The organism is Microbacterium enclense (assembly GCF_004022425.1).
Lineage (GTDB): Bacteria > Actinomycetota > Actinomycetes > Actinomycetales > Microbacteriaceae > Microbacterium > Microbacterium enclense_A.
Window position 1 is genome coordinate 1 of the sequence record NZ_RBZY01000028.1, and the last position, 15262, is coordinate 15262.

At 63.1% G+C, this 15262-nt stretch carries 13 protein-coding genes; 5 read left to right on the plus strand and 8 right to left on the minus strand.

All coding sequences use genetic code 11. The features are described from left to right. Positions 1-177: 177 nt before the first annotated feature. The 4 genes from D8Y23_RS08955 to D8Y23_RS08975 all read left to right on the plus strand — a co-directional run bounded on the left by D8Y23_RS08955 (position 178) and on the right by D8Y23_RS08975 (position 3096). Positions 178-438: a hypothetical protein gene (locus D8Y23_RS08955; RefSeq protein ID WP_108317201.1), complete on the plus strand. Its 261-nt coding sequence runs from the start codon at positions 178-180 to the stop codon at positions 436-438. A 48-nt stretch (positions 439-486) separates the two neighbouring features. Beyond that, positions 487-735: a hypothetical protein gene (locus tag D8Y23_RS08960; protein WP_128217813.1), complete on the plus strand. Its 249-nt coding sequence runs from the start codon at positions 487-489 to the stop codon at positions 733-735. 1003 nt (positions 736-1738) lie between these two features. Further along, a complete protein-coding gene (locus D8Y23_RS08970; protein ID WP_108317200.1) occupies positions 1739-2422 on the plus strand; it encodes a ParA family protein in 684 nt (227 codons plus the stop codon). Next, on the plus strand, positions 2422-3096 hold the full coding sequence (locus tag D8Y23_RS08975) for a hypothetical protein (RefSeq protein WP_128217814.1): 675 nt from the start codon (positions 2422-2424) through the stop codon (positions 3094-3096). The genes D8Y23_RS08970 and D8Y23_RS08975 overlap by 1 nt, the downstream gene beginning before the upstream one ends. Positions 3097-3303: 207 nt before the next feature. Here D8Y23_RS08975 and D8Y23_RS08980 read toward each other — a convergent pair whose 3' ends face one another. The 8 genes from D8Y23_RS08980 to D8Y23_RS09015 form a co-directional block, all read right to left on the minus strand. Continuing rightward, positions 3304-5259, minus strand: a complete 1956-nt coding sequence (locus D8Y23_RS08980) for a MarR family transcriptional regulator (protein ID WP_128217815.1) — start codon at positions 5257-5259, stop codon at positions 3304-3306. Between the two features lie 539 nt (positions 5260-5798). Next, a complete protein-coding gene (locus D8Y23_RS08985; protein ID WP_108317197.1) occupies positions 5799-6041 on the minus strand; it encodes a hypothetical protein in 243 nt (80 codons plus the stop codon). A 330-nt stretch (positions 6042-6371) separates the two neighbouring features. After that, on the minus strand, positions 6372-6911 hold the full coding sequence (locus D8Y23_RS08990) for a hypothetical protein (protein ID WP_108317196.1): 540 nt from the start codon (positions 6909-6911) through the stop codon (positions 6372-6374). A gap of 198 nt (positions 6912-7109) precedes the next feature. Beyond that, the gene (locus D8Y23_RS08995) at positions 7110-7643 is read right to left on the minus strand and encodes an RES family NAD+ phosphorylase (protein ID WP_240663852.1); all 534 of its coding nucleotides are present in this window, start codon (positions 7641-7643) and stop codon (positions 7110-7112) included. A gap of 77 nt (positions 7644-7720) precedes the next feature. After that, a complete protein-coding gene (locus D8Y23_RS09000) occupies positions 7721-8272 on the minus strand; it encodes a hypothetical protein (protein WP_108317194.1) in 552 nt (183 codons plus the stop codon). 146 nt (positions 8273-8418) lie between these two features. After that, positions 8419-8739: a hypothetical protein gene (locus tag D8Y23_RS09005; protein WP_128217816.1), complete on the minus strand. Its 321-nt coding sequence runs from the start codon at positions 8737-8739 to the stop codon at positions 8419-8421. Between the two features lie 212 nt (positions 8740-8951). Beyond that, positions 8952-11549, minus strand: coding sequence for a DEAD/DEAH box helicase (locus D8Y23_RS09010; protein ID WP_164878186.1), 2598 nt, complete (start codon positions 11547-11549; stop codon positions 8952-8954). A gap of 2 nt (positions 11550-11551) precedes the next feature. Next, positions 11552-13618: a site-specific DNA-methyltransferase gene (locus tag D8Y23_RS09015; RefSeq protein ID WP_128217818.1), complete on the minus strand. Its 2067-nt coding sequence runs from the start codon at positions 13616-13618 to the stop codon at positions 11552-11554. Between the two features lie 405 nt (positions 13619-14023). Between D8Y23_RS09015 and D8Y23_RS09020 the strand changes: the two genes are divergently transcribed. Beyond that, positions 14024-15217, plus strand: a complete 1194-nt coding sequence (locus D8Y23_RS09020; RefSeq protein ID WP_240663846.1) for an ATP-binding protein — start codon at positions 14024-14026, stop codon at positions 15215-15217. The last annotated feature ends 45 nt before the right edge of the window (positions 15218-15262 follow it).

A 15262-nucleotide genomic window follows, 5' to 3' on the forward strand; every position in this document is an offset into this window, starting at 1 on the left:
ACACTCCTATTCATCCCCCTGCGCGCGTCCATCGGAGTGGGCCACCCACCTATCAACGACCACACCCGCGGCGGAACGAATTGCCCCGTCCATGGGCGCGGCGGTGGCTACGGCTAGGGTGTCCGACCCATTGCGACAACTTGCGTCGAATAGAACATATGTTCGATACTGGCGACCATGCGTGATGACGGCCCGCGTTGGCATCCCCAACTCCTTGCGCGCGAGACCTCGCCGGCTCGTTGGGTAATGCTGGATGCCCGCGATCAGGTAGCGGGAACGATCGAGCTGCGCCGCACGGATGACGGGCCACGTTACCGGGTAGAAGTAGCCGGCGGCGAGGTGCTCGGCTGGGCGACGTCGCTCAAGACGGCCACGGAGCGTCTGCACCGCGTCATCATCTCCGCGAACGTGCCCGGCGGCGGCATCAACGGGTCATGACCGTCGACGAGACATGAGGGGCGGCGCGTGGTACAGGTTTGGTCTCCGATGTCGCAGCTGCAGCGCTCCCCAGAGAAGGGCGTGTGGTTCATCTTCGACAGAAGCAAGCGGATCGCGATCGTGCGACTCGTGGAGGTGCATGGGCGGAAGCTGCTGCGCTCGGTGACGTTCCACGATGACCCGGCTCAGCGGCAACTGATCGGCTACTTTCCCGAGGACGCGATGAAGCTTGCGGTCGAATGCACCTGGTCGGAGTACGTCAAGCAGACCGGTCCGTCGACGAGTAACCGGAAGTAGGTCACACGGATCGAACGTGCAGGAGTGTCCAACCCTCGGGAACGGCGGCGCGTAGGCCGCTCATGTCGGGTGCTTCGATCTGTCTGGCACCGTCGCGTCGCGCGAACGTGCCCGTCGCTGCGAGAAGCGTGGTGCCGTTGGACATCTTCACGGCCGCGGACGTCATCTGGGGCACCTTCCTTGTCGGGGCGCATGTCGCACCAGTGATCGTCATCGTCCACGACGACGACCGGGGCCATGCTGTAGCCGAGTCCTTCCGTCACGTACTCGCGTGCGCGACGGCGTAGTCCGCCGGTCTAGGTGGCGACCAGCTCTTCAAGTCGTGGTGGAGGTCGAGGCCGAGATCGATCGGCATGTACCGTCCCTTCCACTCCCCCTCCACCCGCAACGTGATGTCCAGCTCCGTCCAGCTGGCTCCGATGTCGTAGAGCGTCCTGGAGTCGATCAGGCCAAGTCGCGAAGGGCGCCGAGGGCGGCTCGATATGGCGCTAGTAGCTTGTTCACCACCGCTTTCCCAATGCCGGCGAGCGGGTTTCAATGATCAGCGACAGTTGCATAACTGTTGCGTAACATCGCGGCTACATGGACGTTTATTGGCGCCAACACAGGCGTCACAATAACGTCGACCAGACGCTTATGTTAAATATGTCTTGTCCAACTGTTGGGTTTGCGTTGTGTTCAAGAAACAAGACCTATGCATCACTTCAATGTCCAGGTTGCGCTGGAGCAGAGCAACGCTTCGGCAACAGTTATTTATGGTCGATGTTTATGTATTTCGTACAGAGATAGGTTATGTGCGTCTAATACTGATGTGTCGTAACTGTTACGTACACCAAACATCGCAGCAGCGGCGTGTCGCAGACGTGCTCATCTTCTTGTGCCACTACGTTGGCGTTCGGGTTAGCTAACACCGCCACGACACATAGGCGGATGCGCTGTTGACCCAACGCATGTGTTTCGCATTGCAGGCGTAACAGTTACAGAACAGCAGGGGAGTGATCTCGTGAAGGTCATCGCAGTGTGCGGGCAGAAGGGCGGCATCGGCAAGACGTCGGTGTCGATGAATCTCGCCGCCGCCATGTCGAAGCACAGCAAGATCCTCGTCATGGATGTGGACCCGCAGGGTTCGACGATGTTCTGGGCGGAGACGGCGGACGACGTTGAAAACGAGCTCCCGTTCGACACCTCGCCGTCGACGGACCCCGAGGCACTCCGTCACCTGAAGAGCCTGAACGAGTACGACGCGATCATCGTCGATACCCCCGGCTCGCTGAGGGACGAGGATGTCCTGGGCGCCGTGCTCGACCTGGCTGACTTCGCTATCCTCCCGATCACCACGTCCACACTGGACTTCCCGGCGATAACTCGGACGTTGAACGAGTTCGTCATCCCTAGGGGAGTGCCTTACAAGCTCCTGCTGAACAAGGTCGACACCCGCCGCGGACAGAAGCGTCTGGACGGGTGGAAGCAGGCCATCGACGAGGGAGAGTTCGTCGCCGACCGCATCGGTGTACCGCGGTTCAACCACCACATCCGTCTGTCGTCGACGGTGGAGGACATGCCGATGGAGGGCAAGGTTGTCACCCAGTACACGGATACCCGAGCGAACCAGAACGCGATCTTCGATTACACGGCGGTCGCGCTCGAGCTCACGGCGCAGTGGTACGAGGAAGCGAAGGTCAACTGATGGCAAAAATGGATCTGACCGCGCGGTTGAAAAACTCTGCGAAGCGTGCGCAGGATGTCACCGCGCAGGCGCACCTCGTGGCAGTTGAGGACTTGGTTGAGCCGCCTGTCACAGAAGCCCAACCGGATAGCTCGGCGCCCGCTGTCGAGCTTACGCAACCCGCCGAGCCTTCGGCTGTTGCGACGGACGAAGCAGCTGGCAACGAGGCGACACCGGCACAGAAGCAGGTGTCCCGTCGGCGCCCGGCGCCAGCGGAGCCGCGCCGCGCGCCGGCTAGGCCGTCGACGACTCCGGACAGCGTGGCGGGGGAGTCGGTGAAGGGTCTCGCCCTTGAGCTGCCGAAGTCTCTGAACGCCCGTCTCAACGCTCATCACACGCAGACAAAGATGAGCTTTGTGCTGACCGTGATGACGGCCGTCGAGGTGGCCTACCCCCGGCTTCAGGAGCTGATCGACAAGAAGCTCGGTCGTCATGACGAGCCGGCTCGGGTGTCACTGTTCGCAAAGCCGACACGGCAGCGAATCTCGCGCGACGAGGAGACCGAACGGCGGACAATCCGGATGAGCGCCGGCGGTCTTGAGGTGCTCGACGGACTGGTCGAGGAGTTCGCAGCGCCTTCGCGCACATTCCTGGTCATCGTTGCACTCGACACCTACCTCCCCGCCCAGGACTGACGTGCACGGCCCTGCGTCCGGGCCTCGGCGAGAACTCCTACCTTGCGCTCAGGACCGACCTCGCCGCATCCCAGACCATCGCAGCGCCTGAGACGTTCGAGGGGCGGCCTGAGGCCTCGACTCGGCTCTGCCAATCGAGCCCACCATGGAATCTGCAGCACGGCAAAAATCCACCGCCGCCACGACTCCAACCGGTCCTTCGTCGTATCAGGCCGCCAGGGCTAGTCCCCGCTCGAGGTAGCCGGCACGGACCAAATCACGAGCCTTCCTGTGGTCTCGTCGCTTGGTGGGCCCTCGGGGGTACGCAGCATAGTCGGGCCGGTCGGACTCATTTGAGTAGGACTTCTTCCCTCTCCGGTGTTTCGCGCGTCGTTCCATCCAGGTGATCTCAGCAAGCCACCATGCCCACACAAGGCGTTCCTCGTCGTATCTGGCGCCGCGCTGCTCCAGGTAGCCGTCAACACCGCGTCCGCGGGCGACGAAGTCACGAGCGGTGGGGGAGAGGCGTCGCCAACCTCCAGGGGTCCTCTCGATGAGACCCGATGCGCTCAAATCGTCGACGCGGCGTCGGACGACGTCGGGGTCCAGCCCTGTTCGACGGACGAGCTCGGCGAAGGTGGCGCTGCCCCCTGCCGGCGTGTGCTTGTAGATCAATCCCGCGTTCCTGCCCATGCTGCGGGGTGCGGTGAAGACGTCGTGTGCGAACAGTTCCAGCCGGGTGCTGATCTCTCTGATGAGGGCTTGGGAGAGTGGGAGGGCGTTGGCGATGGCGCGCATATGCGCTTGTGTCCGCTCTCCTCCTGACTCCTCTGTGGAAAACCGAGAGTCGAGTCGGTAGCGCTTTGCGTGCACTCCTTCGGCCTCCGTCACGACGGCGAGCCAGCCGCCTGCGCCGTCTTCCCCAGTAAGCGCGCGGAGGGCACGGGAGACGGTGGTGCGCCCGTAGCCGGTGTCGGCGCTGAGCCGGCGTACGTCGGCTTCAACGGTGTGCTGGGAGCTCTGCAGCATGTACAGGCAGATGGCGTCCAGGACGACGCGCTGCGCGTGGGAGCCTTCGACCCGACTGTTGTGTGTCGCCCAGATACCGGGGAGGGCGTCAGCGCGTGTGAGGGCGCGTTGCACGGCGGCGGCAACGCTCGCGGTGCGCTGGCGGTAATCCTCGTCGTCGCCCGAAGCGCTGAGTGGGTGAGCGGCTACGAAGCGGACGGCGTACTCCCATGCAGCGGTCAGCACCTTATCGATCTGGTGTTCGCTCCGCCGCTGGCGTGTGGCACCGACGCGCCGCGTGCGGGCGTGTTCGAGGCCCGGGGAACTGTGCACCTGCTCGCGGAGGTCCTGATAGCTCCAGCGGGCATGTGCGGCGGCCGCGAGGATCCGCACCAGCGTGTGCGACGCGTCGGGACCGGCTTCGCTGTGCAGCACCAGGTCCATGGCCATCGACAGGGGCCGACGGCGGCCGCGGATCCGGGGCCTTCCGGCATCATCACGGACGACGTTGTGCAGGTCCTCGGTGGACGGGGCGGGCAATTCCGCGCCGAGGTCGACAAGCAGCGCATGCAGCTGGCCGGGGACGTCTTCGTCGGCCGCGTGGTCGGTGATCGCAGCCAGGTCACCCACCGGCGCCGAGTGCCCACCGGCGCGGTGGGGAGCGTAAGGCGGGCGGACGCAGCCGGCTTTGGGGTTCGTCAGCGGCGCGAGGTCAAGAGAGGGGAACAGGCTCCTGGTCAGGTAGGCGATGTCGCGGACGGCGTCAGCGTCAGCGGGCACGTCGAGGTGGACCCAGACGTGACGTCCGCCGGTAGGACCGGACAGGCACAGCAGATGGGGGACGTTGAGCTGCTCGAGCCAGTACGCGAAACGGTCTGCATCGCTCGCGGCGTCCCCGACGGATGCATCGAAGTCGAAGCAGAGGTAACGGAAGCGGAGGTCATCGTCGGCCAGGAACATCGCCCACGTCGTCGATGGCGGCGCCTCGTTGAGGGGCCAGAGCTTGTCGTAGGCGTTGAGTACCTCGCCGCTGGCGGCTCGGGCAGCCGCGCGGACGTCATCCCTGGGGGAGAGGCGGCGGGTAATCGCCCACACCTCGTCAAGAGAGTAGGGCGACACGCCGGTGGGGTCGACGAGCGTCAATACTCGTGCGCGCCCCCGGATGGGGGTTACCATGGCGACATCACCTCCTCGGAGGTACGACAAACGCCCCTCGCCAAGGGGTTGCAATCGAATACCTGCTCTCTCCGACTCCCAGTCGCCAAACCTTCGGTTGGAGTGAGTGAAGCTCTTACTCCAGGCCCACGCGCTACGCCAATAGCGCGGAGGGCCTGATGTCATTTACGGGCGCGTCACATGACGAGCTCCTTCCATCACGGTGGGGGACGGCCGGCGGGACGCCGAGCCGAAAGTACGGGCCCCATTGGTGAGACTGGTCTGGGTGCACGCCGTAGCGCGGTGGGGGAGAGGCATGTGGCCTCGATCCGCCGGAGTCGCCTGTGAGGGGCCGGGGGCGATGCTCGACCGGGCCATGCTGAGGGGATGTTCGCGTGACACGCCGACGTTGGTACGCGAATCCACCCCGCCGCGCGGGGTTTCGGTTAGCATGAGAGCACCTCCTGAGGAAGCTCGGGTGGGTTCCAGACTCTGGTTTGGTCGCTAAGGTCTGGCGAACTACATCGAGGGGCCCCGTCGTCGGACGGGGCTCCTTTTCGTTAGCTGGCGATCTGCGTCTGCGTCGGCAGCTCCCTCGAGGATGGGCGTACCAGGGCGAGCGGCGACACCGGCGCGACCTGATCGACTTGGGGGAATGATTCGACGAGCAGCTCTTCGAGCATGTCGCCGGTCACTCCGGGCTGGGGTGCAAGCTCGGGCATACCGAGCTGGTGCGCCGCGAGATGAACGAGGTAGTCGCCGTAGCTCATGTGCAGCAGGTCCGCGTTCGCGCGAATGACCATGCCAAGTGGCTTAGCGGGCTTCGCCGTGATCTGGTCACGTTCGCCTTTGCTTGGTCGTCCCATGTGTCCAAGCATGCCCCGTGATTTCTTAGGTACCTACGATTGCCGTTCGGCGTGTCGAAACGTAGGTGCCTAGGAAATCTGCCCGCTTGAGGGCCATACGCCGGGGGTCGCGGCATTGCCACGAGGGGACCATTGGCGCCGAAATCCGCAGGCGCAGCCCGCCGGGGGAGCGGGGGCGCTCCTGTCACCCTCTCGCACTCCGCCCGCGTTGCGTTAGCGCCGCCGCCGGCCGGGCGCGCCCGCGTTGCGCCCAGTTCCGTCCGCCGCTTACGCGCCCCACGACGCGGCGTCACGCCTCGCGGCCGCCACAACGCCGGCGACTTCTCCAGCGGCGAGGCGGTCGATGTGTCGCCGCTCCACTCCATCCCCGCCGTGGAGGGGCGTGTTGAGCCACTGCGCCCATGTCCACGGGTCGTCGACGCCCACCCCGAGGATGGGCAATACCTCGCTCAGACCCGGCACCAGCGCGCCGTTGCGCACCTGGAAGGCGGGGTAGAGCGTGCGCTGGTCGGAAGTGTCGAGGCGGAGGGCGCGGCGCTCACGGACGGCTTTGGAGAGGGCTGCGCGCCCGACGCCGAGCTCTTTCTGAAGCCCACCGCTCGAATAGCACGGGCCGACAATGTCCGCCCATGGATTCTTGACGAGGCCGAGGCGGGCGACGATGTCGGCGGCTACGGTGTCGGGGGAGCCCAGCGCGCTGACCTTCGCCCCGTCGCGAATGAGGCGCTCGAGCCGGGCGCGTACAGCCTCGAGGAGCTCGTCGGTGGCCGCGTTCTCCCGTTGGTGTTCGTCTTGGTCGCTCGACACCGAACCCTCCCCGTCAACTGCGTCAACCCGTACGCTGGAGCGGGGGTGTCAACTTTGTCAACTCAGTATGCCGCGACAGGGGAGCAGCTTCCAACCTTCAACGTCGGGTCGAACCTCACCAAATAACCGCCGATACCAGCTCGCACCCATCCGAACGCCGGTATGGCGGCGCCGCAGCGAGTGTCGGGCCGCACCCCGTCAGACGATGTTCATACCTCCGGTGACGGGGGTGTTCGCGACGGTCCAGCCGAGCGCCCGGCACGCATCTTCGCCGCTCAGGTGGCGAGTCGCGGTGTGCCCGGCATGTGCGCTCGGTGCGCCGGCGTCGCCGAAGAGCGCGTAGGCGTCGGGGCTTCCCGTGGTGAATGCCGAGCCGTAGAGGACGCCGCCGTAGCCTGCGTCCTCGAACGCCTGCGCCCACGCTTGCGGGATCGAGTAGTCCGACATGGTCGTCAGCTCGCGCACGATGCCGTGCTTGGCTGCGGCGACGTCGTTCACCGCAGCGCATCGGTGTTCGGTGGGCGCGCTGACGACGGAGACAACGAAGGAGTCAGCGAGGGCGCGCGACACCACGCCTTTCCGCGACACTCGACCACGGATCCTCTCTCGCACCGCCGTGTCCACGCTCAGTGCGGTGCAGCAGGTCCCACGGGCGCCGTGCAGGTTAAACCGCCCCTCCACGCCATTGTCGTAGTACCAGGCTCCGTGCGCTGTTCCGTGGGAGCGGTACATCGGAGCGCCCGCGGCCAAGGTGGCCTCCGGAAACGCGCTGAGGACTACCCCGGCCGGCGGGGCGCTCTGCGAGGCGGTCACGCGGCCCAGGCCGCTGCGTCGTGGCGCGCCTCGACGAGCACGGTCTCCAGATCCCCGTTGGCGAGGAGGTCGATGGCGCGCGGCTGGTCCTCGCCGTTCTCGTCCGCCAGGGGAGTGTTGAGCCACTGCGCCCACGTCCAGGGGTCGTCGATGCCGGACTGCAACACGGTGAGCACCTCTTTCAAGCCCGGCACGAGCTGTCGGTTGCGGACCTGGAAGGCGGGGTAGAGGTTGCGGCCATCGGCGGTCGGGAGCCGGAGTGCGCGAAACTCCTTCACGGCACGAGAAACCGCGCCGCGTTCGACGCCGAGCTCGCGCTGGAGGCTGCCGCTGGTGTAGCAGGGCCCGACGATGTCTGCCCAGGGGCTCTTCGTCACACCGAGGCGGTCGACGATGTCCTGGATGACGGTCTCGGGCTTGGTGATGACGCTGACCTTCACGCCGCCGCGCACGAGCGCGTCGATCTTGCTGCCGAACAGGTCCTTCAGCAGGTTCGCGGCCTGCTCTTCCTGTCGCCGCTGCGGGTCTTCGGGTGCGAGAGTAGTCACCGTTCCTCCATGTGTACCATGTCTACCACTCAAGTATGCGCGTGTATGTCGACCATGTCTACCACCCCAATAGGCGAGTGCCGGTACACCATGACACCGAACGGAGGGGGAGAAGCGACCACCGGCAAGCGTCGGGAGCGCCGCGGTCAGACGCCGTGCACCTTCGCGATGGTCCGGGCGGCGAAGTCGATGAGCGGCTCGGCGATCTCGCGGGCGGCACGCCGGCAGGTGTCGTCATCACGTGAGGCGTAAGACGGCATCGCGCCGTGAGAAGCAGAGCCGGGTCGCGTCACCACCTCGGTCCAGCGCGTTCCGTTGAACCGCTCGACGAGGGCGCGCGACTGCTCGGCATAGGCGTCTACCCGGACGGTAACGCGCAGCACGGACACCGGCTCGTTGACCGTGATGATCCGCACGAGCTCGTAGGACTGCCGAGTGCGGGAGAACGTAGTCTGGTCGATACTCATGCGTACCCACATGCGCGGTGGCGTCTCACCGTGAGGACCGCTCACACCCGGCAGTTTCTGCGGCAAGACGGTATCGAGCAAACGCCGATAATCAACGTTATGTCAGTTTACTTGCGTAGCTGGCGTCGTCTACTCGGGCGGAACGGCACCTCCATCACGACCCGAGCAATCTTCTGACTCTCAAACGAGGGCGCGACACTCCATCGTGCAGGTCAGTACGCGATGCCGTGCGCGATGAAAATCTCCTCGATGGATTTCCCCGCCTGAATCGCTGTACGAATCTTGGCACGGACATGGTCGTCATGGACGGGCAGGAACATTGCCTTACCCTGCACCTTCGTAAGTGGTGCGATTCCGCGGAACTCGACCGCGTGCTCCTCGGCATAGGCAAGATAACCACCCAGCTTGTCAATCCAGTCGGTGAGGTGGATGCCGTGAGGGTCGACGATAGACGGTTTGAGGCCATCCGGGGTGTCGTGAAAGAAGATAAAGTCGGGGAACAGCCGGGACCATTTTCGGGATCCCTTCACTTGATAGGGGATGCACAGGGCACGGTCACCGCCGACCGGGTTGCGGTACCAGGCCACCATCAGACGATTCGCGAGTTCTGATTCGAGCACCATACGCTCCAAGCCGTCGGAGTCCTGCGGCTTCTTCCAATACATGCCGTCTGCGGCGGCTTGGTAGATATGTCTAGGCCAGCGATTCTCAGTGTCGGCGGCAATGGTCGCGCGCAACTGCTCGTCGCTGAGGTCACTGCTCGCGGTCTGCAAAATAGCGTCGACGACAGTGCCTCCAACCTCGATCCTCGGTACCGGTTGAGGGTCGCGCGCCTCGGACTGCAGTCTCACATATCGGGCGCGGGCCGACTCGGGCTCGAAGGATATCTCCTTGGCATGGGACCTGAGCCAATCTGAGTTCATCGAAGCAGCAGCGGCTTCTACGTTTCCCACTACCTGTGAAGATAGACCGAGAGCGGCGACGGTGATCTTGGCCTCAATAGGATCCTCATCGGGATCCTTCCCCACCAAATACGCCCAGTAACTCTCGGCAGTGCCATCCTTGAGCGCCCGGGAAGCGCGGCGGAAGACGTCGTCGATGTTCTTGGCGTCCATACGCGTTCCCGCGAGAATCCGTTCGCCGTCGATCACCGAGCCATCGAGCGACACTTGTAACTCGAAGACGGATGCGTTGGAGACGGCATCGCGGCGCTCGTCGAGCTCGCCGGTTGCACTTAGTTTGGCCGCTTCCAAGTCAAGGACGCCGTTGAGGAACCCAGTGGCATTTGCGACTGCCCCCGGCAGCAGACCATCATTCTCGAGGTAGGTCGCGAGGGTGTGCAACCGCTTGGTCTCAGACGAGGAGATCTGGGATGGCACGGAGTACGACGGTAAAGCGGAGAGCGCCTGCAGCGCAGGCTGCATCGCGTTGGGAGCTTGATACACAAGCTCGAGACGGACGACTGCAGCAGAGGCGGCCGCGTCTCCTCCCGAGAACTGATCGACGACCGACATCACACTCTTGCGATCGAAGCGCGGCAAGTAGGCATGAACATTGTTCAGGGTCTCGTCCAGGGCAATTCGCCGAGCCATCGGCTGTCGCACGATGCGTCCAATGAGCTGCGCAATAGGCGTGTAATCGACTGAGGCCCGCAGGCTTACCAGTACCTCAGCGCGTGGGCAGTCCCAGCCCGTCGTAATTGCGTTTTTGGCTAGGACGACTCTGACCTCGGTGGCGTCCTGAATGTCTTGCGGGGCCATGTACCGGATAGCACGGCCGCCCCCAAGATCGATGGGCGCATGCTCGCCGAACGTGTGCACAATTTGAAGAGCGATCAACCCGGGCCATTGCTGCAGGACGCTGTCGACCACGCTGCGTAGTAGCGTCTTGAATGAGTCATCCTCGGAACGCTCGTCAGGCAGTTGGATTACCATCGCCGGGGTTACCGCAGGCTCGCCCTGCGAGGCGGCGTATTCCGTCCATCGGCGCTCGTACTCAAGTGTCTTGTCTACGCCGAGCCGGATGAACGTGGTATCGGCAACAACTTCGCCTGCGACCGCAGCAGGGGCGAGCGTGATCCGATCTTTCACGAGCCCCGACCGGCGGACATCTTCGATCGGGACTGAAACATTGTATCTGCGCCGATTCTGTTGTTCGAGGGCTTTGTTCAAGCGTTCGGCCGTCGCTGAGATGCCAATGAAAACGGGAACGGGTTTTCGCGGCGCAGTAGTCGAATCCATTCCAGGATCACCGTTAAGAATCTTATTGATGATCGTGGGGGTGCTGCCGGCTTTGTCGGTAACGCCATAGTGCGCTTCGTCCACGATCACGAGAAAGCTTGCCCCGAGTTGGTCTATTGTATTCTCAATTGTTTGCCAAATTGTCCAATCCTGGCCATCCCCCTTTCGCGTGATGCGGGCGGAGGCGGACGCCGCCTGTGTGTTCAGGAAATAGATGACCCCCGGCTCAAAGATTTCCTGATTGAACGCAGCCCCCTGCCCCAGCAAACGAATATCGTTGATCCGCTTAGAAGCATCCTGCATCTTACGGGCTGTTTGCGCATTCAAGCTGGGGTCGTTCGTGACCCAAAGGACCGTTGTACCCGGAACCGGATCGGTCGTGTCGGACCCGAACATCAGCTGTTCGATGACGGAGGTGGCGATCACGGTCTTACCGGCCCCAGTAGCAGCCTCCAGAACGATCGCGGAGATTAGGTCGCCCTTGAAGGCATAATTTTCTTGCGCGTCCTTAATGTGCGCGATCAGTTGCGTGGCGGCACCCTGCTGAAAGTCGGTAAGGGTAATTGTCACGATCAGCCCTTACCATTGATCTCGAAAGAATGTAGATAGTCGGAATACAGGCGGGTTGTGGAAAATCGAAGACTCGGGGGGAGATACTGGACCGCCGCCTGAAACGCGCTCTCAGCGTCCGTGACGACGTACACGTGCTGGATATTGCCCTCGCGAGCCGTCACCGCATCGGCAAAATTGTGCGCGGCCGCGACGTCGAACAGAACTCCGTACGTGGCGTCCTCTGGCAGAGCCCAGGCGTCGTCACCGCGGTGCACTACCGCGCCTCGAGCACCAGATTTCATCCAAAGCAGCGGAGCGATCGCATGGAAGCGACGGTCCAACGCAACCTGGTTCTCGTCCTCGTAAGTCAGCTTGTAGAACGACACGTTCTCTGCCAATCCATCCGAAACGCGCTTGCCATCGGCCCGGAGGCCGGTCACGACGGTTTCAAGACGGGGTCGCGTGATCTTCTCAAATACACCCCCGACCTCCCACTCCGGGTCGCCCGGGAAGCGACCAGCGAACCTCAACGCGTCACTAGCCGCCCGGCCGAGCTCGTTGTTCGTCACGGTGATTGACTGACGTCGCCCGCCGTCTGCGGCGTTCATCTCCATAACGGCGTGGGAGGTGCTGCCGGAGCCCCCGAAAAAGTCCAAAATTATGGTGTCGGGGGCGTTGTTGGCCCACTTGATGAGCTGGCTCATAAGCCGGACCGGTTTCTTCCCGTTCGTGAACGCAACGCCGCCTTCCTTCGAGACGTTACCCATGTCTTGGTAGAAGCCTTTCCAGAGGTCGCCGCGGATCACGGTCCGCCCAAATTTGGGGCGATAGTCGTCCGACATGCGGTAATTGCGCCGGAGTGAATAGACCTGGTTCAGCGTGCCTGTGCGCAGTTTCGTAAGTAGGTAGGTTCGGTGATCCGCCTGAACCTCAACCCATCCGTCGACCGGCGCCTCCATCCCTCGGCACGAAGCGGGAAGGTTGTCGAGACGTGCGATTCGATCGAGGTTAGAGGAGACGAACCGATTGGCCGCGTCGGAAACCGCGAGCAACTTGTCCATGCTCGCCCCAATATTGAACTTTCCTGCGCTGCGGCCGCTCACTTCAAGAAGGCCGAACCTCCGAATGTCCGCGCCGACTTCGTTGTCCTCGAGCATCACCTCGGCGAAGCTGAGCAGCTGGCCGTCATCGCCGAGCCATTGCGTATAGTGCGTGTCCCACTGCGGAGTGCTGTCATATAACGGGGAGTGTCGGACTAGGTCGAAGTCAGCCGATCTGCGGAAAATGTGCACGAACTCAACATTCTTCACAATAGTTCCCTGCTGAGCGTTCGTCACTTTCGGGCCGGAGGTCGTAGACATCTCAACCACAATCGTGTCGACAAAGTTTGATGGCCCAAAAATTTGCTCCATGAGAAGCTTAAGATATGCCTGTTCATGGTCGCTAATCGAGACGAATATGACACCTGTGCTTTTTAGGAGACGGCGTGCGTGATGCAGGCGCCGCTCCATAAACGACAACCACTTCGAGTGGGCAAAATCATCACGGCGGTCCACGTAACGGTCGTTGTACTGCCAGTCGTCGGAGCCAGTGTTGTAGGGCGGGTCAATGTAGATCACATCTACTTTGCCAACGTGCGTATACAGCAGCGTCTCGAGCACATAGTAGTTCTCGCCGTTGATTACGATATGAGAAGGCTTGTCGCCTCCACAGCGCAGCTCGTTGACCAGCTGGAGGCCCGGGTAGATCGGATAGTCAAAGTCCTTCACGACGACGAGCTCATCGAACTCTCGCTCCTCGGGGACAGCCCCAGAAACGACCTGACGACCTGAGTCCAAGGGCAACAGTGACGCGCGCCCGGCCCGGGTACTTCGGACCAGGTAGTCCTTCTTGGTCGTGTCACCCCTCAAACGCGCTCGATCGCCGCGGCGCGGCTTGACCCCAGGAGTCTCGACGTCTTCGGGCTGGTGACGCTGAAAGACCAGTCCGAAGTCTTTACGCTCGACAAGCTTGGCGATCTCATCGGCGATCTGGGAACGGAGGGCCGGATCAGCAATCCGATCCACGAGGTTGTCGATGTGCGCCACAGAACGAACCTACCTACTGCTGTGGTGGCCAGCGAACGTAAGGCGTGCACTCCACGACGCCTACGACCCCACGGGCCGGTTGACTTCTAGCCAGCGGGGCTCCAGTCAAACAGAGGCGCTCCTCAGTGTCACCCTGAAGTGTTTGACGCCGCCCATGAGGGCGCATGCTGTAACAGGAACCTACGTGTCCTACACGGCAGGCGGGGTCTCCACACGTTCGAGCGATTTGCGGCGGCGGGCTTGCTCAGTCAGATCTGAATTTTGTTCTCCCAGAGACGCGACTATGGCGCCACCGACTGCCGCCTCCTCCGCCGCGCCTGGAGGGTCTCGGACAATTCTAACGGTCGTGTTAAATTTACCAACATGCGTACAGCGGTCCACAATCCATTCCAGCCAGGGTCCGATGTGGTTCCCGAGATCTGGGCTGGGCGTACAGAGCAGCTCAGTGATTGGCGGGATGTGCTGCGCCCGCGTCTTCAGGCGGGCCTATTTGAGCGCGGTCGAACCGTGCTGGGAGAGCCGGGGCTGGGAAAGTCGTCGCTAGTTCGGCGGATCGCGATGCAGGCGGAGCGAGCGGGCGACTGGGTTACCCCGCAGATTCGTCTCGCTCTGGGTACCGATCCGCTGAAGCGAATCGCTGCCGAGGTGTTGAAGCTGGCGGATAGAGCAGGACTTCCCGCCGCCCGTGAGAACCGGATCTCGAGTTTGCTCGAGCGGGTCCAGACGGTCGCCGCAAGCGGGGTATCACTGGGTCTGCGCGATCGTGAAGGGGTGGAGCCTCACACGGCCCTAACGGAGTTGCTGGTGGAAATTGGTCACGCTGCGATCCGGCAGAACCAAGTCGTCCTCATCCATGTCGACGAGGTGCAGAACATCACCGACGAGAAGCTGTTGTCGCAGGTGTTGATTGCGTTAGGCGACGCGATTACCCGGGAGGTGGACGTTACTGTGCCGGCGGTGGGGACCATAACCCGGTCCCTCCCCATTGCCGTTTATCTGACGGGCCTACCCGAGTTCGACGACAGATCAGGGTCGCGCAAGGGCGCGACCTTCGCGCGCCGGTTCGCCACCACGACGTTGGAGCCCATCAATGACGATGACCTGCGTAGCGCTCTGCGGCCGCTCGTGGTCACCGGATGGGAGACGCCGTCCGAGGATGGATCCATCGTCGCCGTGAGGTTGGCGCCGGATGCCGCGGAGACCATCGTCGATGTCTGCCGTGGCGAACCGTTCCTGTTCCAACTCGCGGGGCAGCGTGCGTGGTACGCGGGATCGGGGGACGTGATCACACGACCGGAAGTTCTCGCCGGTTGGGGTCAGGCGGAGCAGGAAGCAACTTCTCACGTCGAACGGATCCTCGAGCGCCTACCCCCACGTGAACGGGAGTTCCTCAGCGCGATGGCCGAGTTGCCTCCGTGGGAGCGTAGCCAAGGACAGATTGCGGCGAAGGCAGGTTTTGCCAAACCCACCGACGCCGGCACCACCTCCCAACGCCTCGACCGGGTCCGCGGGATTATCGGGCGCGGAAAGGTGTACACCTTCCGTCACCGCGCAATTGAAGCGTTTCTCACCAGCGACTGGCCCTCCTTGGAGCAGTAGCGCCGCCACGACGTCCCACGGTGTGGGCTACATACTCGAGCTGGT

Bases quoted from the DNA above. Each gene is read 5' to 3' on its own strand.
- D8Y23_RS08955 (WP_108317201.1), top strand. From the start codon at position 178: ATGCGTGATGACGGCCCGCGTTGGCATCCCCAACTCCTTGCGCGCGAG.
- D8Y23_RS08960 (WP_128217813.1), top strand. From the start codon at position 487: ATGTCGCAGCTGCAGCGCTCCCCAGAGAAGGGCGTGTGGTTCATCTTC.
- D8Y23_RS08975 (WP_128217814.1), top strand. From the start codon at position 2,422: ATGGCAAAAATGGATCTGACCGCGCGGTTGAAAAACTCTGCGAAGCGT.
- D8Y23_RS08980 (WP_128217815.1), bottom strand. From the start codon at position 5,259: ATGGTAACCCCCATCCGGGGGCGCGCACGAGTATTGACGCTCGTCGAC.
- D8Y23_RS08985 (WP_108317197.1), bottom strand. From the start codon at position 6,041: ATGGTCATTCGCGCGAACGCGGACCTGCTGCACATGAGCTACGGCGAC.
- D8Y23_RS08995 (WP_240663852.1), bottom strand. From the start codon at position 7,643: ATGTACCGCTCCCACGGAACAGCGCACGGAGCCTGGTACTACGACAAT.
- D8Y23_RS09005 (WP_128217816.1), bottom strand. From the start codon at position 8,739: ATGAGTATCGACCAGACTACGTTCTCCCGCACTCGGCAGTCCTACGAG.